Source organism: Kitasatospora sp. NPDC052896 (genome assembly GCF_044547075.1).
Classification (GTDB): Bacteria; Actinomycetota; Actinomycetes; order Streptomycetales; family Streptomycetaceae; genus Kitasatospora.
In genome coordinates, this window is record NZ_JBITZU010000010.1 from 72034 (window position 1) to 93167 (window position 21134).

Annotated in this window: 20 protein-coding genes and 1 pseudogene; 6 read left to right on the forward strand and 15 right to left on the reverse strand. The window is 74.4% G+C overall.

Going from position 1 to position 21134, the window contains the following annotated elements; translation table 11 throughout:
• Positions 1-105: 105 nt before the first annotated feature.
• The 3 genes from ACIGXM_RS21595 to ACIGXM_RS21605 are packed head-to-tail and all read right to left on the reverse strand — an operon-like array spanning position 106 to position 1753.
• The gene (locus ACIGXM_RS21595; protein WP_396563229.1) at positions 106-1101 is read right to left on the reverse strand and encodes an NAD(P)-dependent alcohol dehydrogenase; all 996 of its coding nucleotides are present in this window, start codon (positions 1099-1101) and stop codon (positions 106-108) included.
• A complete protein-coding gene (locus tag ACIGXM_RS21600) occupies positions 1098-1301 on the reverse strand; it encodes a helix-turn-helix transcriptional regulator (protein WP_396563558.1) in 204 nt (67 codons plus the stop codon). Before ACIGXM_RS21600 ends, ACIGXM_RS21595 begins: the two co-directional genes overlap by 4 nt.
• Positions 1302-1324: 23 nt before the next feature.
• Positions 1325-1753, reverse strand: a complete 429-nt coding sequence (locus tag ACIGXM_RS21605; protein WP_396563231.1) for a hypothetical protein — start codon at positions 1751-1753, stop codon at positions 1325-1327.
• 259 nt (positions 1754-2012) lie between these two features.
• Here ACIGXM_RS21605 and ACIGXM_RS21610 point away from each other — a divergent pair, with 259 nt between their 5' ends.
• Together ACIGXM_RS21610 and ACIGXM_RS21615 are read left to right on the forward strand one after the other, a co-directional pair.
• Entirely contained in the window at positions 2013-2996 is a 984-nt protein-coding gene (locus ACIGXM_RS21610) for a cation diffusion facilitator family transporter (protein ID WP_396563560.1), read from the forward strand.
• Between the two features lie 155 nt (positions 2997-3151).
• A complete protein-coding gene (locus ACIGXM_RS21615) occupies positions 3152-4246 on the forward strand; it encodes a serine hydrolase domain-containing protein (protein WP_396563233.1) in 1095 nt (364 codons plus the stop codon).
• A gap of 27 nt (positions 4247-4273) precedes the next feature.
• Here ACIGXM_RS21615 and ACIGXM_RS21620 read toward each other — a convergent pair whose 3' ends face one another.
• On the reverse strand, positions 4274-5581 hold the full coding sequence (locus ACIGXM_RS21620; protein ID WP_396563235.1) for a cytochrome P450: 1308 nt from the start codon (positions 5579-5581) through the stop codon (positions 4274-4276).
• Positions 5582-5866: 285 nt separating this feature from the next.
• On the opposite strand from ACIGXM_RS21620, the gene ACIGXM_RS21625 reads away from it, so the two are divergent.
• Positions 5867-6511: a hypothetical protein gene (locus tag ACIGXM_RS21625; RefSeq protein WP_396563236.1), complete on the forward strand. Its 645-nt coding sequence runs from the start codon at positions 5867-5869 to the stop codon at positions 6509-6511.
• A 78-nt stretch (positions 6512-6589) separates the two neighbouring features.
• Here ACIGXM_RS21625 and ACIGXM_RS21630 read toward each other — a convergent pair whose 3' ends face one another.
• Positions 6590-6823, reverse strand: a complete 234-nt coding sequence (locus ACIGXM_RS21630; protein WP_396563238.1) for a hypothetical protein — start codon at positions 6821-6823, stop codon at positions 6590-6592.
• Positions 6824-6931: 108 nt separating this feature from the next.
• Entirely contained in the window at positions 6932-7630 is a 699-nt protein-coding gene (locus tag ACIGXM_RS21635; RefSeq protein WP_396563240.1) for a PAS domain-containing protein, read from the reverse strand.
• A gap of 182 nt (positions 7631-7812) precedes the next feature.
• Here ACIGXM_RS21635 and ACIGXM_RS21640 point away from each other — a divergent pair, with 182 nt between their 5' ends.
• From ACIGXM_RS21640 to ACIGXM_RS21650, 3 genes are all read left to right on the forward strand, one after another.
• The gene (locus tag ACIGXM_RS21640) at positions 7813-11058 is read left to right on the forward strand and encodes a bifunctional cytochrome P450/NADPH--P450 reductase (protein ID WP_396563242.1); all 3246 of its coding nucleotides are present in this window, start codon (positions 7813-7815) and stop codon (positions 11056-11058) included.
• A gap of 39 nt (positions 11059-11097) precedes the next feature.
• Complete coding sequence (locus ACIGXM_RS21645; RefSeq protein WP_396563244.1) at positions 11098-12147, forward strand: zinc-binding dehydrogenase; 1050 nt, start codon at positions 11098-11100, stop codon at positions 12145-12147.
• Positions 12148-12456: 309 nt separating this feature from the next.
• Positions 12457-13404 carry a hypothetical protein gene (locus ACIGXM_RS21650; protein ID WP_396563246.1) on the forward strand — a complete coding sequence of 316 codons (948 nt, stop codon included), beginning with the start codon at positions 12457-12459 and terminating at the stop codon, positions 13402-13404.
• An 82-nt stretch (positions 13405-13486) separates the two neighbouring features.
• Here ACIGXM_RS21650 and iolD read toward each other — a convergent pair whose 3' ends face one another.
• The 9 genes and pseudogenes from iolD to ACIGXM_RS21695 all read right to left on the reverse strand — a co-directional run bounded on the left by iolD (position 13487) and on the right by ACIGXM_RS21695 (position 20985).
• Positions 13487-15367: a 3D-(3,5/4)-trihydroxycyclohexane-1,2-dione acylhydrolase (decyclizing) gene (gene iolD / locus ACIGXM_RS21655; protein WP_396563247.1), complete on the reverse strand. Its 1881-nt coding sequence runs from the start codon at positions 15365-15367 to the stop codon at positions 13487-13489.
• The gene (iolB, locus tag ACIGXM_RS21660) at positions 15364-16284 is read right to left on the reverse strand and encodes a 5-deoxy-glucuronate isomerase (RefSeq protein ID WP_396563249.1); all 921 of its coding nucleotides are present in this window, start codon (positions 16282-16284) and stop codon (positions 15364-15366) included. Before iolB ends, iolD begins: the two co-directional genes overlap by 4 nt.
• 243 nt (positions 16285-16527) lie before the next feature.
• Positions 16528-17559: a 5-dehydro-2-deoxygluconokinase gene (gene iolC, locus ACIGXM_RS21665; protein WP_396563251.1), complete on the reverse strand. Its 1032-nt coding sequence runs from the start codon at positions 17557-17559 to the stop codon at positions 16528-16530.
• Positions 17556-18437 carry a TIM barrel protein gene (locus ACIGXM_RS21670; protein ID WP_396563253.1) on the reverse strand — a complete coding sequence of 294 codons (882 nt, stop codon included), beginning with the start codon at positions 18435-18437 and terminating at the stop codon, positions 17556-17558. The genes iolC and ACIGXM_RS21670 overlap by 4 nt, the downstream gene beginning before the upstream one ends.
• Positions 18434-19489 (reverse strand): Gfo/Idh/MocA family oxidoreductase, encoded by a 1056-nt coding sequence (locus ACIGXM_RS21675; protein WP_396563255.1) that lies wholly within the window; start codon positions 19487-19489, stop codon positions 18434-18436. The genes ACIGXM_RS21670 and ACIGXM_RS21675 overlap by 4 nt, the downstream gene beginning before the upstream one ends.
• Positions 19490-19525: 36 nt before the next feature.
• A pseudogene (locus ACIGXM_RS21680) lies at positions 19526-19894 on the reverse strand (ATP-binding cassette domain-containing protein); the annotation flags it as partial.
• The gene (locus tag ACIGXM_RS21685) at positions 19816-20154 is read right to left on the reverse strand and encodes a GntR family transcriptional regulator (protein WP_396563257.1); all 339 of its coding nucleotides are present in this window, start codon (positions 20152-20154) and stop codon (positions 19816-19818) included. The gene ACIGXM_RS21685 and the pseudogene ACIGXM_RS21680, both read right to left, overlap by 79 nt.
• Positions 20155-20269: 115 nt before the next feature.
• Positions 20270-20674 (reverse strand): hypothetical protein, encoded by a 405-nt coding sequence (locus ACIGXM_RS21690; RefSeq protein WP_396563259.1) that lies wholly within the window; start codon positions 20672-20674, stop codon positions 20270-20272.
• A gap of 98 nt (positions 20675-20772) precedes the next feature.
• Positions 20773-20985 carry a hypothetical protein gene (locus ACIGXM_RS21695; protein ID WP_396563260.1) on the reverse strand — a complete coding sequence of 71 codons (213 nt, stop codon included), beginning with the start codon at positions 20983-20985 and terminating at the stop codon, positions 20773-20775.
• Positions 20986-21134: the final 149 nt, after the last annotated feature.

A 21134-nucleotide genomic window follows, 5' to 3' on the forward strand; every position in this document is an offset into this window, starting at 1 on the left:
CCGCCGGCGGGATCACCGCCCACGACGAGCGGGACACCGAGGACGGCCGCCCGCCCACCGCGGGCACCAAGGCCGGGCCGCGCCGCTGACCTGGAGGGCGGGGCCTCAGGCCCGCCCGGACGCCCCCTCGCGCACCCGGATGACGAGCTTGCCGCGCACGCGGCCCTGACGCAGGTGGCGGACGGCCTCGGGGGCATCGGCCAGCGGGTAGGCGCGGTCGACGGCGGGGGTCACCGAGCCGGCCTCGATGAGCTCCGCGAGGAGCCGCAGGTCACCGTGGTGCTGCCGGGAGGCGAGCACACGCAGCCGCTGGCTGACGAACGGGGACAGCAGGAGCGCCCGCAGCTGCCGGTCGAGGCCGCCGATCCACCGGCCACCGCCCTCACCGCCGACGATGACCAGGGTCCCGCGCGGGGTGAGGACGCGGCGCAGCCGGGACAGCGGGCGGTTGCCGGCGATGTCGAGGACCAGGTCGTAGCGGCGCTGGCCGTCGGTGGGCTCCTCGCGGGTGTAATCGAGGACGCGGTCCGCGCCGAGGGAGCGGACCAGGTCCACCTTGGCGGTGCCGCAGACGCCGGTGACGTGCGCGCCATAGGCCTTGGCCAGCTGCACGGCGAAGCTGCCCACGCCGCCCGCCGCGCCGATGACCAGGACGCTCTGCCCGGCCCGCAACCGCCCGCTGTCGCGCAGGGCCTGGAGCGCGGTCACCCCGGAGACCGGGACGGCGGCCGCCTGTTCGAAACCGAGGTTGCCCGGCTTCGGGGCCAGCCGGTCCTCCCTGGCGCACGCGTACTCGGCGAACGCCCCTTCGCAGCTGCCGTACACCTCCTCGCCCGGCCGGAAGCGGGTGACCTCCGGGCCGACCGCCTCCACGACCCCCGCCACGTCCGTGCCCCGCACGCGGGCCCGGTGCCCGCGCAGGCCGTAGGGCGTGGCGCGGATCGGATACGGCAGACCCGCCGTGAGGTGCCAGACGCCCTGGTCGACGGCGGAGGCGTGGACCTGGACGAGCACCTCGCCACGGCCGGGCACCGGCTGCTCGACCTCCTCGAGGCGCAGCACCGAGGGCGGTCCGTAGCTGTCGTGGACGATGGCCTTCACGGGGTCTCTCCCTCGGACTCGGGGTACTGGAACACGTCGTCGAGCGGAACGGCGAACACGCGGGCGATCTGGAAGGCCATCTCCAGCGAGGGCGAGTAGCGGCCCTGCTCGATGGCGATGACGGTCTGACGGGTCACCCCGATCCGGCGGGCGAGTTCGGCCTGGGTCATCTCGCCGTTGGCGAACCGCAGGGCGCGGATCGTGTTGGTGACCCTGGTCGGCCTCACCACGGGCAGAAGCCCAGCCGGTAGGCGACGATCTTCGCCGCGGAGCCGAGCAGCGCGGACAGGACGAACGCCAGGTAGATCGCGTTGGCGATCCAGAACTGACCGAGGCCGGCCATCGCCAGGACGAGCCCGGCCACGCCGCCGACCACCACGAACGACTGCCCGATGTACGTGCCGAAGCGGTGGATCTCGCGGTCGCGCTGGTCCTTGGCCTCCGCCCCCTCGGGCGACCGGGCCGCCACCACGACGTGCAGCACGATCGCCGCGGCGATCGCCGCGCCGACCGTCCACACCAGCGCGGACGCGTAGGGCGTCCGGGCCAGCGGCACGCTCCCCGGCCGGCCCAGCACGACGGCCAGGTACGCCGCGTAGGACGTGATCGTGACCAGGACCGTGATCCAGGCACGCTTCTCCTCGAACGCCACTTCCACTCCCCATGTCAAGAAAACGTGACATCGGGAGTGTTGAGCAGACTCGACATGGTGTCAAGTTTTCTGTACTTCGCCAGCCTCGCACCTCATAGATGCACGCGTGCGCTCGCATGCACACAATGGTGGGGGGACCGGGCCCCGAGTCCGAGAGGCGCGACGCACCGTGAGCGAGCAGACCTACACCCACCACCGGCCCGACCACGGCGACCACACCCACCACCGGCACCGCCACGACCGGGGCCGGTGGGCGCGGCTGCGCCACCGGCTCGCGCACCTGGTCACCCCGCACGGCCACGAGGCCATGGACAAGGTCGACTCCGCGGTGGAGACCTCCCGTGAGGGCATGCGCACCCTGTGGCTGTCGCTGGGCATCCTCGGGACCACCACGGTGATCCAGGCGACGGTGGTCGCGCTGTCCGGCTCGGTCGCGCTGCTCGGCGACACCATCCACAACGCGGCCGACGCGCTGACCGCGGTGCCGCTGGGCATCGCGTTCGTCCTGGGCCGGCGGGCGGCCAACCGCCGCTACACCTACGGCTACGGCCGTGCCGAGGACCTGGCCGGCATCGCCATCGTGCTCACCATCGCCGCCTCCTGCGCGCTGGCCGCCCACCAGGCCGTTGACCGGCTGCTCGACCCGCGCGACATCACCCACCCGTGGGCGGTCGCGGTGGCCGCCGTCGCCGGGTTCGTCGGCAACGAGTGGGTGGCCCGCTACCGCATCCGCACCGGCCGCCGGATCGGCTCCGCCGCCCTGGTGGCCGACGGCCTGCACGCCCGCACCGACGGCTTCGCCTCCCTCGCCGTGCTGCTGGGCGCCGGCGGCGCGGCACTGGGCTGGCGGGCCGCCGACCCGATCGTGGGCCTGCTGATCACCGCCGCGATCCTGCGGGTGCTGGGCGGCGCCGCCCGCGAGGTCTACCGCCGGCTGATGGACTGCGTCGACCCGGTGCTGGTCGACAGGGCGGAGACCGCCCTGCGCGCCGTCGCGGGCGTCCAGCACATCGGCCAGGTGCGGATGCGCTGGATCGGCCACGTGCTGCGCGCCGAGACCGACATCGTGGTCGACCCGCGGCTGACCGTCCTGCAGGCCCACGCCATCGCCGCCGACGCCGAGCACGCCCTCATCCACGCCGTGCCCCGCCTCACCGCCGCCACCGTCCACACCGACCCGCAGACCACCACCCCCGGCAGCCCCGACCCGCACGCCGTCCTCAGCCACCACGTCCACCACTGACCGGGGAGCGCGGCGAAGGGGGTGGTGGGGAAGAACGGCACGGGTTCGCGGGGGTGCCCGCGGTCACGGGCGGGCAGGACACGCGTGGTGTACTCCCTCGCCCATCCGGCCAGCGTTTCGACGGCTGACGCCGGGCTCTCCCCGGAGGTGACCAGTTGACACCCGACACCGACCGCATCCACCGGCTCCTGGCCGACGGCGCCCGCGACCACGTCTACCCCGGTGCCGTGTGGGCCCTCGGCGACGCCGCCGGCACCCGGGCACGCGGCACCGTGGGCGTCCTCGACCCCACCGGGCCGCAGGTGCCGATGCCGGCGGACGCCGTCTTCGACGTCGCCAGCCTCACCAAGATCCTGGCCGTCTGGTCCACCGTCGGCACCCTCCGCCAGGCCGGCCGGCTCCCGCTCGACGAACCGCTCGGCGACTTCTGGCCCGAGGTGGCCGGCCACCCCCTGGGCCGGGTCACCGCACGGAACCTGCTCACCCACACCGCCGGCGTCCCACCGCGCGCCCAGCTGAAGGAGCTCTACGGCACCGACCCCGCCGCCATCCGGGCGGGTGTCCTGCGGGAGGCCCTGCACCGCCCGCCGGGTGAGGCCGTCGAGTACACCGACCGGGCCGCGCTCATCCTCGGCTACCTCGCCGAACACCTCACCGGCCGACCACTCGACCGACTCGCCACCACGCGGATCTGGTCGCCGCTCGGCATGGACGCCACCCGCTTCGGTCCGCTGCCCGCCGACCTGACCGCCCGCTGCGCGCCCACCGAACTCGACCAGGACACCGGTTGCCACCTCAAGGGCACCGTCCACGACGTCTCCGCCCGCCTCCTCGCCGGCGTCTGCGGCATCGCCGGCGTCTTCTCGACCGCCGACGACCTGGCCCGCTTCCTGCGCCACCTCCTCGCCCCCACCGCCGCGGCCACCCGAGCCGCCTTCGGCCCGGCCTGGACCGAGGAGTCCCTGACCGTCCACACCGGCCAACTGGAGCCGGCCCGTGGCCTGTTCTGGCACCCGGCACCCGGCACCGACCTCGCCGATGGCATCTGGGCGCACTACGGCTTCACCGGCACCGGCATGTGGATCTCACCCGGGCAACGCCGTTGGGCGGTCCTGCTGACCAACAAGGTCTTCCACACCCGCGACCGCCAGCCCCTCACCGGCATCCGGAACGCCTTCCGGGGGCTGGCGTTCGGCGCGGCCGCCCCGACCCGTGACCGCGGCCCGTGGGCCGGTGACGCGGGCCGGTGACGCGGATTGGTGGTCAGGGTTCGGTGGTCAGGGTTCGGTGGTGATGGTGGCCGGGATGGGGCCGTCGGGGTGGACGGTGATGGCGAAGACGGCCCTGGCGGGGACGGTGGTCCGCGGGGCCGGTGTGAAGGCGGGCAGCAGGTGGTCGAGCAGGACGGTCATCTCCCGCAGGGCGAACTGCATGCCCAGGCAGGCGCGTGGGCCGATGCCGAAGGGGTAGTAGGCGCCGGGTTGGGTGGGGCGGTGGTCGGTGCCGAGGAAGCGCCGGGGGCGGAAGTGGTCGGGGTCGGGCCACAGCAGCGGGTCGCGGTGGGTCAGGTAGGGGCAGGTGAGGATGGAGCTGCCGGCCTCGATGCGGTGGCCGGCGAGGGTGTCGTCCTCGGTGGCGTAACGGGGCATCAGCCAGGCCGCCGGGTAGAGCCGCAGGGTCTCGCTGATCAGTGCCCGCACGGCCTCGGCGCGCGCCGGTGAACCCGCCGGGCCGGCCGCCAGGGCCCAGGCGCGCTGCTCGGGGTGCTCGGCGAGCAGCAGGTACAGCCAGCTCAGGGTGGTCGCGGTGGTCTCGTAGCCGGCGACCAGCAGGGTGACCAGTTCGTCGCGGATCAGCCGCTCGGTGTACTCGGGGTGCTCGGCCGCGGCGGCCAGCAGGGTGTGCAGCAGGCCCGGGCCGTCCGGCCCCGGCGGGTTGGCACGGGCGTGGGCGATCGCACCCGCGGCGACCGCGTCGATCTCGGCCAGGCCGGCGGTCAGGTCGGGCTGCGGGCCGGCGTTCGCCGGGGGAAAGGGCGGCAGGGCGGCGAACACCGTGTCGGTGACCTGGAGCTGACGGTAGGTGTCCTCGTCCACCTGGTGCCCGGTCAGCGAGCGCCAGATGGTGTCGAGGGAGAAGAACCGCAGGTCCTCGCCGATGTCGCGGACCTGGCCGGTGCGCGCGGCGTGCGCCCAGCGCTCGGCGGTCCGCCGGGCCGCGTCCTGCATCTGCCGCTCGAAGCGGCGGATCCCCTGGCCGGTGAAGTGGGCCTGCAGGAAGCGGCGTTGCTTCTTCCAGGGCTCGCCGCTGGCGGACAGCACCCCGTCGCCGAGCAGGGCGCGCAGCCGGTGCGAGCGCTTGACGTAGCGGTCCGCGTGCTGGGCGAGGACGTGCTGGATCGCGCCCGGGTCGGTGACCAGCACGGTCGGGGTGGGGCCGAGCCGCAGGGTGCTGACCCCGCCGAGCGCCCGTGCCCGGGTGAGCAGGTCGATCAACTCGCCGCCCTCCTCGCGCCACCGCCGGATGGCGCAGGGGTCGAGCTCGGGCGGCGGGGGAGGGGTGGTGCGGGAGGTTGCCGTGGCCACGTGCGTACTCCTGGCGGAGGGTCAGTTCGCTGTCAACGGAGTGTATCGGGGGCACCCGGCGCGAGGAGGGCGTGCCGCGGATCTTGCGGTGTGCTGTCCGCGGGGCCTCTATCATGTGAACGGCAGGGACGTGGGAAGTGTGCCGAGAATGGCCGAAAACGTTCTCAAGTCCCGTGGCTTCAAGGCTTGTTGTGCCCGAGGGCGGCACTCATCCTGAAACCCCTTGGCATGGCCGGGGAAAGGCCGGGCCGAGGCTCCAACTCCCAGGAAAAGCAGGAGAGTTAGATGAGAAAGACGTCCCTCCTCAGGCGTGCTCCGATCGTGCTGGCCGGCGGGTTGGCGATCGCGGCCGGGCTGTGCGCGACTCCCGCGTCGGCGGCCGACACGGCCGTCGACTTCTCGTGCCAGGCGACGCCGCCGATCGGCTCCGCGCAGACCTTCGACCTCAACGCCGGGGTCAACGCCACCGCGCCGGACTCGGTGGCGGCCGGCAGCCAGTTCTCCATCACGCTCGCCCCCGACGCGCTCACCGTCCCCAGCACGGTGAGCGGGTACAGCATCCAGTCCATCAACGACATCCAACTCACCATCCCGATCCCCGCGAACGCCACCCTGCTCGGCGAGTCGGCCTCGGGCGGGTCCGGCATCGACCCCAGCGGCACGAGCGTCGCGGTCAACGGCAACGACGTCGTGATCACGGTGAACAGCTCGGTCGCCGGCGGCAGCACGTTCACGCTGCCCGCGCTCACCCTGAACCTGCAGGCCGGCGCGTCCGGCAGCACCGTGCAGACCACGCTCGGCGGCACCAGCTACACGGACCCCGGGCTGACCTTCACCGCGACCGTCCCCGTCGCGTTCTTCACCGTCAACGTCCCCACCACGTGCTACCCCGCCTCCAGCCAGACCCTCAGCACGACCACCGTCAGCTGACCGGGGCTTCGGCCCCCGGCGGCCCAGGGTGGTGGGCCGCCGACGTGGTCGTGGTGACGGTACGTTCGGTGACGGCGGTCAGCGCCCGAGGAGGCCGGTGAGTTCGGGGCCCAGGTAGGCGACCTTGGTCAGGTCGCCGACGTCGGTGATCGCCCCGACCGGGACGCTCTGATGGGCGGACGGCCCCGACGGGGCCGTGGAGATCGCCGGGAGCGAGGTGGTGGTGTTCGCCGCGACGGCCGCCGGGACGGCGGCCAGGGTGACCGCGCCGAGCAGGGCGCCGGTGACGGTGGGTCGGATGAGGTTGCGCATCAGGTCTCCGCAGGTAGGAACGGTTGCCGGGCCGATTCAACTGCCGGCGCGAGCCGTGGTCACGTGGGCTCGCCGCAGCGGGCCGCGGGCCGCACCCCAGGCCGCGCTTCAGGGCGCCTCCGGCGCCGTCCCGCCGGGTTCTGGCGGCCAGACACCCGGCGCGAGGACACCCGTCACGTACGCCCGTGCCACCAGGGCCGTGCGGTTCGCCGTTCCCCAGCGCCGCGACAGCCGCCCCAGGTGGTAGTTGACCCCGTCCACGGTCAGGCCCACCCCCGCCGCGATCCGCGCGGTCGTGGCGCCGCCCGCCGCCAGCGCCAGGATCCGCGCCTCCACCGCGCTCACCCGCGCCCTGGCGCCCTCCTGCGGCCCGGGCGCGGCGGGCTCCTCGTCCCGCACCCGCAGCAGCAGGAGCAGGTGGGGCAGGGCGTCCGGCGTGTCGCTGACCAGGTCGACGGTCATCTCCCCGTGCCGCTCCACGTCGCCGCCCGCCTGCCAGGACACCTCGATCGGATACCGCGACCTGCGGTGGTGCCGGACCGCGTCGGCGATCGGATCGAGCCGGGCGGCGGTCTTCGGACGGAAGAGGTCCAGCGCCCTGCGACCGGCCAGCCGCCCGGGCAGGGTGCCCCACTCGGCGGCCATCGCCGGGTTGGCCAGCAGGATCGTCCCGTGGGCGTCGCACAGCGCGGTCGGTATCGGCAACCGGTCGAACAGGAGCAGCGCCCAGTTGCGCCAGACCACCGCCTGATCACGATCCGGCGGGCCGCCGGTGGTACCGGAGGAGGCCGTGCCACCAGAGTCCATACCGTGCTCCCGTCCGCCTACACCCGCACCGTCGGCCCGCGCAAGATCGGCGCACCCGAGGCCACTACACAATCATGTAGGACAGGGCGCCCGCATGACCCGGTCGCCGCGCCAGGGTGGAGACAACCGCCCGCACCCGGGCGGCGGCACCGCCGAACCCGCCATCCGGAGGGCAACTCACCGTGACCGAGACCCTGCTCGTGCCGCAGCCCGACGCCGACCGCGTCACCCCCGCCGGCGACGTCCCCGTCATCGACCTCTCCACCGCCGGCCCGACCACCACCCCCACCCTGCGCCACATGGAGCTGGCCCGCCGCCACGGCCCGGCCTTCGTGCAGCGCACGCACGGCCACGACACCCTCTTCGTCAGCAGCCTGGACCTGGTCACCGAGCTGGCCGACGAGCAGCGGTTCACCAAGGCGGTCGGCCCGGCGCTGGAGAACGTCCGGGAGTTCACCGGCGACGGCCTGTTCACCGCCTACAACGACGAACCCAACTGGGCCAGAGCCCACGACATCCTGATGCCGGCCTTCGCGCTCGGCTCGATGCGCACCTACCACCCCGTCATGCTGCGGGTCGCCCGCCGCCTGATCACCTCCTGGGACCACCACGCCACCACCGGCACCCCCGTCGAGGTGGCCGAGGACATGACCCGGATGACCCTGGACACCATCGGGCTGGCCGGCTTCGGCTTCGACTTCGGCTCCTTCGAACGCACCGAGCCGCACCCGTTCGTCAGCGCCATGGTCCGCTGCCTGCAGTGGGCGATGACCCGGCTGTCCCGCACCCCCGGCCTCGACCACACCGAACACGACGAGGCGATGCGCGCGGACGCCGCCCACCTGGCCGCCGTGGTCGACGAGGTCATCGCCCGCCGCACCAGCGCCGGGGCCACCCGGGCCGGGCAGCCGCAGGACCTGCTCGGCCTGATGCTCACCGCCAGGCACCCGGGCGACGGCAGCACCCTGGACCTGGAGAACATCCGCAACCAGGTGATCACCTTCCTGATCGCCGGCCACGAGACCACCTCCGGCACCCTCGCCTTCGCCCTGCACCACCTGACCGAGCACCCCACCGCCCTGCGCCTGCTCCAACGCGAGGTGGACCAGCTGTGGGGGGACGCCACCGACGTCGAACCCACCTTCGAGGACGTCGGCCAACTGCGCTACACCCGCCAGGTCCTCAACGAGACCCTGCGCCTGTGGCCCACCGCCCCCGGCTTCGCCCGCCAGGCCCGCCAGGACACCCTGCTCGGCGGGCGCATCCCGCTGCGCGCCGGCCAGAGCGTCGGCGTGCTGACCACGATGCTGCACCGCGACCCGGCCTGGGGCGACAACCCCGAGCTGTTCGACCCCGCCCGGTTCGCCCCCGAGGCGGAGGCGGCCCGCTCCCCGCACGCCTTCAAACCGTTCGGCACCGGCGAACGCGCCTGCATCGGCCGCCAGTTCGCGCTGCACGAGGCAACGATGCTGCTGGCCATGCTGGTCCACCGCTACCGGCTGATCGACCACGCCGACTACCGGTTGACGCTCAAGCAGTCGCTGACCATCAAGCCGGACGGCTTCACCCTCACCCTGCTGCCGCGCACCCCCCACGACCGCGCCGCGAACCACGCCGCCCTGCCCACCACCGCCGCGCCCACCCCGGCCACCGCCGACACGACAGTCGCCGGCGTCGACGACGCCCGGCCCACCCGGGTCCACCAGGGCACCGCGGTCCTGCTGCTGCACGGCTCCAACTACGGCACCTGCCGCGCCTTCACCACCGGGCTCGCCGACGCCACGGCCGACCTGGGCTGCGAGCCGGCCACCGCCCCGCTCAACGACCACCGCGCCGCCCTGCCCACCGACCGGCCCCTCGTCATCACCGCCGCCTCCTACAACGGCCGGCCCACCGACGACGCCGCCGCCTTCGTCCAGTGGCTCCAGGACGCCGAGCCGGGTGCCGCCACCGGCGTGCGCTACGCCGTCCTCGGCGTCGGCGACCGCAACTGGTCCGCCACCTACCAGCGCGTGCCCACCCTGATCGACGAGCGCCTCGCCGCGCTCGGCGCCACCCGCCTGCTCCCGCGCGCCGAGGCGGACGCCTCCGGCGACCTGACCGGCGCCGTCAAGGACTTCACCGCCGCCCTGCGCACCGCCCTGCTGGCCCAGTACGGCGACCCCGCCAGCGCGGGAGCGCCCGCCGGGCAGGACGGCCCCGGCTACACCGTCACCGAGGTCACCGGCCAGCCGCTGGACGCCCTCGCGGCCCGGCACGGCATGACGGCCATGACCGTCACCCACACCGACACCCTCACCCGCCCCGACCACCCGCGCGTCAAGCGCCTGGTCCGTCTCGCCCTGCCCGAGGGCACCGGCTACCGCACCGGCGACCACCTCACCGTGCTCCCCGCCAACAGCCCCGCCCTGGTCGAGCGCACCGCCCGCCTGCTGCACGCCGACCTCGACACCGTCCTCAACATCGCCGCCACCCGCCCGCGCCCCGGCGCCCTCGTCATCGACCGGCCCCTGACGATACGTCAACTCCTCACCCACCACGTCGAGTTGCAGGACCGACCCACGGCCGGGCAGCTGCGCACGCTGGCCGCGCTCAACCCCTGCCCGCCCGAGCGAGCCGACCTGACCGCCCTCGCCGAGCAAGCGCGCGAGGACGACCACCGCAGCCTGCTCGACGTCATCGAGGACCACCCCGCCCTGCGCGAGACCCTCACCTGGCCGGTCCTGCTGGACCTGCTGCCCGCGATCCGCCCCCGGCACTACTCCATCTCCTCCTCCCCGGCCACCGACCCCCACCACGTCGACCTCATGGTCTCCGTGCTCCAGGCCCCCGCCCGCTCCGGACGCGGCACCTTCCACGGCACCGGCTCCACCCACCTGAGCACCCTGAAGCCCGGCGACACCGTGCTCGCCCGGATCCAGCCCTGCCGCGAGGCCTTCCGCATCGACCACACCGCCGACACCCCCGTCATCATGATCGCCGCCGGCACCGGACTGGCCCCCTTCCGCGGCGCCATCGCGGACCGCCGCGCCCACCTCGCCACCGCAGCCACCCCGCTCGCCCCCGCGCTGTGCTACTTCGGCTGCGACGCCCCCGACGCCGACTTCCTGCACGCCCACGAACTGCACGCCGCCGAGCGGGCCGGCGCCGTCTCGCTGCGCCCGGCCTTCAGTCAGGCCCCCGAAGCCGGCCGACGCTTCGTCCAGGACCGCATCACCGCCGAGGCCGACACCGTCTGGCAACTGCTGAACGCCGGCGCCCACGTCTACGTCTGCGGCGACGGCGCCCGGATGGCCCCGGGGGTGCGCGAGGCCTTCCAGGGCCTGTACCGCGAGCGCACCCCGGGCACCGACCACGCGGACGCCCAAGACTGGCTGCGGACCCTGATCGCCCAGGGCCGCTACGTCGAGGATGTCTACGGCGGCTGATCCCCCCGCAACCCCCTTCGAGAACGCACGAGGTACCTCATGGACACCATGCTCGCCGGCCGTCTCCACCTCGACCCGCGGCGCTTCGCCGTCGAGGAGGTCCCGGTACCGGTGCCCGGACCGGGGGAGGTGCTCATCGAGGTCAAGGCCGCCGGGGTGTGCCTCTCCGACGTCCACCTGATCGACTCCAGCCTCACCCCCTCCTACGCCACCGCAGCCGCCGTCACCCTCGGGCACGAGGTCGCCGGCACGATCCACACCCTGGGCCCCGACCTGGCCGGGAGCTGGACGGTGGGCACCCGGGTCGCCCTGCAGGCCGGCCAGTCCTGCGGACGCTGCGCCAACTGCCTGCGCCGCCGCGCCGGTTGCCTGCGCACCCTGACCCGCGGCGTGGACTACGACGGCGGCTGGGCCCAGTACGCGATCGCCCGCGAGGACACCCTCGCCCCGATCCCCGACCACCTGCCCTTCGACCAGGCCGCGATCATCCCCGACGCGGTCTCCACCCCGTACGCGGCCGTGGTCGCCACCGGCGAGGTGCGGCCCGCCCAGGCCGTGGGGGTCTGGGGCGCCGGCGGCCTGGGCGCCCACGGCGTGCGGATCGCCCGACTGGCCGGCGCCGCACCCGTGATCGCCGTCGACCCGCTGCCCGGCGCCCGCGAGCGGGCCCTGGCCTTCGGCGCCGACCTCGCCCTCGACCCCGCCGACCCCGGCTTCGCCGCCGCCGTCCGGGCCGCCACGGGCGGCCTGGGACTGGACGTCGCCCTCGACTTCGCCGGCGTCCCGGCGGTGCGCGAACAGGCCGCCACCGTGCTGGCCCGGCACGGGATCATGGTGCTGGCCGGGCTCACCCGCAAACCGCTCACCATCACCGACGGCACCCGCTTCAGCTACCAGGGCAACCAGGTCCGCGGCCACTACGGCTCCACCCCCGACCACGTCGACCAGCTCATCCGCCTGGCCGCCACCGGCCGCCTCGACCTCGCCCCCTCGATCACCGCCCACATCCCGCTGGCCGACGCCGCCGACGCGGTCGCCCAACTGGAACAGAAGACCGGCGACCCGATCCGCCTGATCCTCATCCCCTAGCAGTGCCGTGACGGGCGATCAGCGGCCGGCCGGATCCCGGGCGCGATAATGCCTTGCCGTCGCGACGGCGGGCCACGAAGCTTGGGCGGTGCCGGGCGGGGCGGAGGAAGCGGCGACAGGGGGACGCCGGGGGGCTTCGAGGCTCGGCAGCTACCGATCGACCAAGCGCTCGCCGGCGACGCCGTCCGCTCCGACCTGGGCATACCGCACGTGATCCGAATTTTCGTGCGCGTGATGCCCCGCCGTCAACGAACGGTCCGCGCGAGTGTATGAAAGTCGCACTACTCATCTGAGGGGGGATTACCTGACATGCGCAACCGCATGCTCAAGCGTGCCGCCGTGTTCCTGATCGGCGCCACCGCGCTGGCCACCGCCGCACCCGCGGCCGTGGCCGCGCCGGCGCCGGCACCGGCGGCTGTCGCGGCGAAGGCCCCGACGCGGTCGATGCCGCGCCAGCACGCGCGCTCCAACGCGGCACCGGCCGCCTCCGGCGTCGCGGCGACGCCCGTCTTCCTGACCCCGGGGCAGTCGCTGCAGCCGGGGCAGAACATGACCAGCGGTGACACCACCCTGGTCATGCAGACGGACGGCAACCTGGTGCTCTACCTGGTCGGTCCCACCGGCCAGCACGTCCTTCCGCTGTGGGGCACCAACACCTACGGCAACAACGGCGCGTACGCCGTGATGCAGAACGACGGCAACTTCGTCCTGTACCGCCAGGGCGGCGGCGCCACCACGGGCGGCGCCCTGTGGAACAGCGGGACCTGGGGCCACTCCGGCGTGTACGCGGCGCTGGTCGACGGTGACCTGATGCTCGGCAACGACTCGGCCACCCAGCCGCTCTGGCAGACCAGGACCGGCTTCGTGCCGACCCAGGTCAACGGCCAGTACACCGACAACCCGTCGGACACCCTGGCCTCCAACACCGGCCTGCCGGGCGGAACCTGGGTGGAGTCGAACACGACCTGGCTGGTCATGCAGGCCGACGGCAACCTGGTGCTCTACCGCAAGAGCGACGGCGCCGCGCTGTGGAGCACCGGCACCTGGAACCACCCGGGCATGGTCGCCGTGATGGACAGCCAAGGCGCTCTGGACATCTACGGCGACAACCAGATCATCTGGTCCACCCGCACCTGGAACAGCCCCGGTGCCTACGCCAAGGTGCAGGACGACGGCAACGTCGTCGTCTACCAGCAGAACGGCGGGCCCAGCACGGGCGGCGCCCTGTGGCAGAGCGGGACCTGGGGCAAGGCGTAACACCCCCGGGACCCCGTCCCCGTGCCCCGTCCGGGTTCGCCCGGGCGGGGCACGGTGCCGCGCCGGCACCGCGAGCGTCCCCTCACAGGTGGCGGCGCTGGGCGCGTTTGGCCCGCTGGTAGCGCTCGCGGGCGCGACGGGCGGCCTCGCGGGTGGCGACCTCGGCGACCGGGACGTCCCACCAGGCGGTGGGGGCCGGCGCGGCCGGGTCCGGCGGCGCGGTCTCCACGTGCACGGCCGTGGGGCGCCTCGCCGCGCGGGCGGCGCGCAGGGCCTGGCGCAGCTCGTCGACGGTGTCGGCGCGCAGCACGTCCAGGCCCAGGCTGGCCATGTTCGCACCGAGGTCGACGGGCAGCGGCGCACCCGTGTACCGGCCGTCGGGGGCGCGGAAGCGGTAGGCGGTGCCGTAGCCCTCGCCGCCCACGGCGGTGGACAGGCCGCCGATGGAGGCGTAGCCGTGGTTCTGCACCAGCACCACGATGATCTTGATGCCTTCCTGGACGGCGGTGACCAGTTCACTCGACATCATCAGGTAGGTGCCGTCGCCGACCAGCGCGAACACCTCCCGCCCGGGGTCGGCCAGGCGCACGCCGAGCGCGGCGGGGATCTCGTAGCCCATGCAGGAGTAGCCGTACTCGACGTGGTACTGCCGCCGGTCGCGAGCGCGCCACAGCCGGTGCAGGTCGCCGGGGAGCGAGCCGGCCGCGTTCACCAGCACGTCCCGGTCGGTGAGGGTCTCGGCCAGCACGCCGAGCAACTGGATCTGGGTCGGCCGCACCGCGCCGTCCGGTGCCCGCAGGGCCTCGTCGACGACCTGCCGCCAACGACGGGCCGCCCGCGTGTAGGCGGCGCGGTGCTCGTCCGGCACCCGGTGCCCGGCCAGTGCCGTGGTGAGCTGGTCGAGGCCGCTGCGGGCGTCGGCGACCAGAGCGCTGCCGGCGAGCTTGTGGGCGTCGGGGGCGGCGATGTTGAGGCTGACGAACCGCACGTCGGGATCGGCGAACAGGGTGGCGGAGGCGGTGGTGAAGTCGGTCCAGCGGGTGCCGACACCGATCACCAGGTCGGCGCGCTCGGCCACGGCGTTGGCGGCGCCGGTGCCGGTGTGGCCGATGGCGCCCAGCTGCGCGGGATGGTCCCAGGGCAGCGAGCCCTTGCCGGACTGGGTCTCGGCGACCGGGATGCCGCTGGCCTCGGCGAACGCGGCCAGCGCCGGCTCGGCGGCGCTGTGGTGGACGCCGCCGCCGGCCACCAGCAGCGGACGGCGCGCCGCGCGGATCAGGGCCACGGCGCGCGCCAGTTCGCCCTCGTCCGGCCCCGGCCGCCGGATCGGCCAGATCCGGTCGGCGAAGAAGGCCGTGGGCCAGTCGTACGCCTCCACCTGGACGTCCTGCGGCAGGGCGAGGGTCACGGCGCCGGTGTCCACGGGGTCGGTCAGCACCCGCACCGCCCGTAGCGCCGCGTCGATGAGCATCTCGGGTCGCCAGACCCGGTCGAAGTAGCGGCAGACCGGGCGCAGCGCGTCGTTCACCGTCAGATCGCCCGCCCACGGCGCCTCCAGCTGTTGCAGCACGGGCTCGGCGGGACGGGTCGCGAAGACGTCGCCGGGCAGCAGCAGCACGGGCAGGTGGTTGACGGTGGCCAGGGCCGCGCCGGTGACCAGGTTGGTGGCGCCGGGCCCGATCGAGGTGGTGACCGCGTGCGTGCTGAGCCGGCCGCTGTGGCGGGCGTGGCCGACGGCGGCGTGCACCATCGCCTGCTCGTTGCGGCCCTGCAGGAAGGGCATGCCGTCGGGGCCGTCCGGGCCGGCCTGCAGGAGCGCCTGGCCGAGGCCGGCGACGTTGCCGTGACCGAAGATGCCCCAGCAGGCGGTGATCAGGCGCCGGCGCTCGCCGTCGCGTTCGGTGAACTGGTGGGCCAGGAACCGCACCAGGGCCTGGGCGCAGGTCAGCCGTACGGTGGTCAACGGGAACCCTCCGAGGGGGCCGGGGCGGTGCACAACGGCACCCTGGGGTCGGGCGGTTGCCCTGCCCAGGTGTCGCGGATCCAGGCGTGGGCGGGGTCCTCGCGGACCAGCCAGGCGCGGTCGGGTCCGCGCAGCGGGCCGGCCATGGCGTTGAGGTAGTACATGTCGTAGCCGGGGGAGGCCATCGAGGGGCCGTGGTAGCCGTCGGGGACGAGCACGGCGTCCCCGGTGCGGACCTCGGCCAGCACCCGCGAGCGGGAGGCGGCGCAGGAGGGGTAACCGTGGTGGTAGCCCGAGCCGGGGGTGCCGTCCGGTGCGTCCGCGATGGTGAACCAGTAGATCTCCTCCAGCCGCACCTCCCGGCCCGCTCGCTGTCGGTCGTGCTTGTGGGGTGGGAAGGAGGACCAGTTCCCGGCCGGGGTGAGGACTTCGACCGCGATCAGCCGGTCGGTCTCGAACACGTCGGCGCCCGCGAAGTTGTTGACCTGACGGGTGGCGTGGCCCGCGCCGCGGATCTCCACCGGCACCTCGCTCGCGGGACCGTAGCGCACCGGCAGCCGGGCCCGGCAGCGGGCCCCGGCCAGGGCGAACCGGCCGCCGGCCGCACTGCGCACGGTGGCGGTGGCATCGCGCGGCAGGTAGGCGAAGTCGCTGATGGCGCCGAACACGTCGGGCCGGCCGTGCAGGGCGAGCCGCCGGCCGTCGCAGTCGAGGGTGGCGGCGCCGGCCAGCGGCAGCAGGACCCACTCGCTCTCCCCGGTGCCGAAGGTGCGCTCGCCGCCGGGCGGCAGGTCCAGGATCCGCAGCGAGGTGTACTGCCAGCCCGCGCTCTCGGGGTCGATCCAGCAGCGGTGGCCCGCACGGGCCGTACTGCCGTCGGGCAGGTGCAACCCGGCCTGGTCCGGTGCGGCGGTCAAGTCGACTCCTCGAGGTTTCGGCGGGCCAGCAGCGGGACGGCGGCATCGACGGCCGCGGCGACGGCCGCGGTGACGTCGTCGCCCGGCGGGAAGAGCAGCGTGCGGCCAGCACGAACAGCGGCCGGGCCAACCCCGCGCGGTCGAAGGGCAGGCGGCGCAGCAGTGCCCGGCGCACGACGCCGGGGTCGGTGGCCCGCGGCCCGGTGAGCCGGTCGAGATCCGGGTGTGGCCGGGAGGTGGGGCTCAATCGGGCTCCTCCCAGATCCGTGGGATGCCGGCGGTACGGCCGCGCGGGGGCACGGTGAGCGGCGGGTCCTGGGGGCGGCGGCGGAAGTGACGCCACAGCAGTTCCCTGATCTCGTGCGGTTCGGGCATGTCGTCGGCGCAGGCCAGGCGCCCGGCGACGAACGCGCCGGCGGCGTTGGCGGTCTCGACGACCTCCCGCAGCGCCCGCCCGGCCAGCAGCCCCGCCGCCAGCGCCCCGCCGAAGGCGTCGCCGGCACCCAGGCCGTTGACCACCCGGATCGGGATCGGCTCGATGACGACCTCCTCGCCCGGGCTGCGGGCGAGCACGCCGCGCGGCCCCTGTTTGATCACCGCGAGCCGCACCCCGCGCTCCAGCAGCAGGTCGGCGGCCCGGTCCGGGTCGTCGGTGCCGACCGCGACCTTGGCCTCGGCACGGTTGCCGACCGCGATGGTGGCCAGCTCCAGCGCGCGGGCGTACCAACCGGTGGCCTCCTCGGGCCGTTGCCAGAACGAGGGCCGCCAGTCCAGGTCGAGGACGGTGTCGGCGTCCGGGCCGCGCTGACCGGCGGCCAGCAGGGTGGTGGCGCGGGAGGGTTCGACGGCCAGGCCACCGCCGGTGATCCAGATCATCCGAGCCCGGGCGAACGCCGCCAGGTCCAGGTCCTGGCCGGTCAGGCACTGGTCGGGGGCGACGGGCGCGCGGTAGAAGAGGATCGGGAAGTCGTCCGGCGGGTGGATCTCACAGAACACCACGGGGGTCAGCCGCCCGGGCACGGTGACCACCTGGCTGTCGTCGACCCCGAAGCCGCGCAGCGCCGAGCGGACGTAGCTGGCGAACGGGTCGTCGCCCACGCCGGTGACCACCGCGGTGCGCAGGCCGTGCCGGGCGGCGGCGACCGCGACGTTGGTGGCCGTGCCGCCCAGCGACCTGGCGAACTCGCTGACCTCGGCGAGCGGCACCCCGCTCCGCTTGGGGTAGAGGTCGACGCCGACCCGGCCCAGGGCGATCAGGTCGTGGGGCGCGCTCACGGCCGCCCCAGGGCGCGCAGGAAGTCCAGGCCGGCCCGCACGTCGCCGATCGGCCCCTGGCCCGCGGCGGGCTCCGCGCTCAGCACGGTGTCCTGCTCCAGCACGTACCAGCCGCCGTAGCCGTGGCCCTGCAGGACGCGGACCAGGGCGGCGATGTCGACGTCACCCTGCCCCAGCGGCCGGTACAGCCCCGCCGCCACCGCCTGCGCGTACCGCAGCCGGCCGGCCCGCACCAGGGCGGCGAGGTCGGCGTCGACGTCCTTGAGGTGGACGTGGGCGATCCGCCCGGGATGCCGCCGGGCCACCTCGAGCGGATCGGTGCCGCCGGCCAGCAGGTGGCCGGTGTCCAGGCAGAGCGGGACACCGCCGCCCTCCAGCACCCGTCCCACCTCCGCGGGACCCTCGATCACGGTCCCCAGGTGCGGGTGCAGCGCCGCGGTGACGCCGTGCGCGGCGGCCAGCTCGCAGACCGCGCCGAGGTTGGCCAGCAGGGTGCGCCAGCCGGGCGCGTCCAGCTCGGGCCGCCGGTCGTAGCCGCCCCGGCCGGTGGCGGCGGCGACCACCAGGGTGTGGGCGCCGCAGGCACCCAGCGCCGCCAGCGCGGTACGCGCGGCGGGCAGCGGGTCATGGCCCGCCTCGTGCAACACCAGCGGCACGAAGGCGCCGACCGCCACCAGGCCGTGCGCGCGCAGGGTCGCCGCGCGCCCGGCCGGATCCAGGGGCAGGAAGCCGTCCGGGCCGAACTCGGTCGCGGTGAACCCGAGCTGCGCCATCTCGGCGAGCACCCGGGCAGGGGCGAGCTGGTGACCCCAGCCGGGGACCTCACACACGCCCCAGGAGATCGGCGCGGCCGCGACCCGCAGCGCGCCCCCGCTCAACAACTCGCCTCCCGACCACGGCCGCCGGGGGCGAGGGCGGCGGCGCGCACGCCCTCCACCGACACCGGACCACCGAGCGCGCGCGAGCGCTCGCAGGCCTCGGCCACCAGCAGCGCCTCCAGGGCGTCCTGCCCGGTGCACGGGCTGGGAGCGCGCCCGCGGGCGACGTCGAGGAAGGCGGCGAGCTCGGCCCGGTAGGCGTCGTGGAAACGGGCGAGGAAGTTCGGCCACGGCCGCCGCGGACCCACCCGCGCGCCGGGTTCGGCCGAGCTGAGCGGGGTGCGCTCGTCCAGGCCGACGGTGATCTGCGCCCGGCTGCCGCCGAGCTCCATCCGCACGTCGTAGCCGGCGCCGTTGTAGCGCGTGCCGGTGCAGCTGACCAGCGTGTCGTCGTCCAGGGTGAGCACCACCGCGGCGGTGTCCACGTCCCCGGCGGCGGCGAACGAGGCGTCCCCGCGGTTGGCCCCGGCCGCGTACACCCGCACGACCTCACGCCCGGTCACCCAGCGCACCGCGTCGAAGTCGTGGACCAGGCAGTCCCTGAACAGGCCACCGGAGCCGGGCAGGTAGTCGGGCGGCGGAGGCTCGGCATCGGCGGTGACGGTCCGGATGGTGTGCACGAAGCCCAGCTCACCCGAACGGTAGGCCCGCCGAGCGGCGACATGGCCGGCGTCGAAGCGCCGCTGGAAACCCACCTGGAGCACGGTGTCGCCCTTCTCGACCTCGCGCAGGGCACCCAGGGTGCCGGGCAGGTCGACGGCGATCGGCTTCTCACAGTAGGTGGGCAGACCCAACCGCGCCGCCTGGCCGATCAGTTCGGCGTGCGCGTCGGAGGCGGCCGCGATCACCACCGCGTCCGGACCGGCGGCCAGCACCTGCGCCACCGTGTCGTACGCGCGCACCGCGGCCGGCCCGTCGAGCCGCTGGGCGGCGGCGTGGGCCCGGGCCGGATCCGCGTCGGCGATCAGCAGGTCACCAACCGCCGGATGCTGGGCGAGAGTTGAGGCGTGGAAGAGGCCGATTCGGCCTGCTCCGAGGAGACCGACACGCATGGCGGGCCTTTCGTCGGGTGGCTCGGCAAAACGGGATCACGAACTTCCGGGGCCGGCATCGGTGCGTAACTCGTGCTCCAGCACGTCGAGTTCGACCCCACCGGCCATCTGACGGGAGAGCTCGGCCAGCAAGATGTCGCCCTTCGCGTGGCAGCCCAGGCTCCGCCCCCGCTTCACCAGCGGGAAACGGTCACCCACCGGGTGGGCGTGGTGCGGATCGTGGGTGATCAGCACCGCCCCCAGCCCCCGGTCCCGGGCCCGCGCGACGTGACGCGGCACCACCCCGGCCTGCTCGACCCCCAGTGCCGCCGTGGGCTCGTCCAGGATCAGCACCCGGGCCCCGAAGCGCACGGCCCGGGCGATCGCCGCGCACTGCCGCTGCCCATCCGACAACGTGCCGACCGGCGCGCCCGACCGTGCACCACCTGCGTCGCCACCCCGCGCTCGCGGCTGGGCAACCCCTTGTCCACCAGGTGCTGGATCGCCTGACGCGTCGTCGGTCGGGACGGTCCCAGCTCCCCGGCCGGTGCCACCTCGTTCTCCAGCCGCGTCCCGGCCGCCGGCTCCCCGGAGGAGATCAGCTGCTCCAGCCGCCCGGCGACCTGGAAGTACGGCGGAATCGGGCTCGACCGGTCAACTCTGATCAGCTCGGCGAGGGTCGTCATCGAGACTCCGCGGCAGCAGGAACGGGAGGGCGCCAGCCATTATCACGCATCCGAACGCGCATATGGTCCGTATGTCGGGTTGACGTGTTGACAGCGCCGGTCACCCGATCCGCCGTCACCTCACGACGACCGTGGCCCGCCAGGCGAGGACCAGGTGCGGGCAGCGGCGCCCGGGGGCGGGACGGCAGCTCCTGCCCGAGGTGAGGTCACTCGTGCCGGCGCCGACGGCGCGGAAGGACCCGAACGCGTCGCCGCCCGGCGAGGTCCCGCCGCCGGTCCGCTCCAGGACACCGGGGTCGGTGGCCCGCGGCGCGCTCCACACCCAGGTGTTCCCGTCGCCGTCGCGGACCCCGGCCAGCTCGACCCTCACCACGTCGTCGCGCGCCACGCTCACCGTCCGCCCCTCGTCCGCGCCGCTCAGCGTGACGGTCCGGCCGGACGGCAGCGCGGGAGCGGGCGCGGCACCGCACAGCGCCGTCGCGGCCAGCAGCACACCCAGCGCCGTGGAAGCGGTCTTCAACGTGCACCCTCTCGACTGGACGGACCCCCGCCGACCGTCCTACGCCCGCCCGGCACCCGGCGGGGCACCTTCCCCACCGGTTCACCCCCTCGGGGGAGTCAGCCGAACTCCTTGACGACGTGCTCGGCCGCCTGGTGCTCGGCGGTGTGCGGGTCGAGTTCGTCCAGCGACAGCAGGTCGGTGTCGTCGGTGAGGTACTTCTCCCAGGCCGCGGCCATCTTCTGCTGCGTCTCGCTCGGCAGTTGCCGCACGCCCTCCCGGCTGGCCGGAGTGAGGGCGTTGAGGAACCTCGTCAAGCTGTCGGTCTGCATGCCTCTTCCTCTTCCAACCGCACCCGGCCGTATCAACACGAAGGCAGCCCGGATCACTCGATCGATGCATTGCGTTCGGTGGACGGACGGGCGGCACCGGCGGTCCCACCACCTCCGGGCCCGCTCCGCTGACCGGTTGTCACCCACCC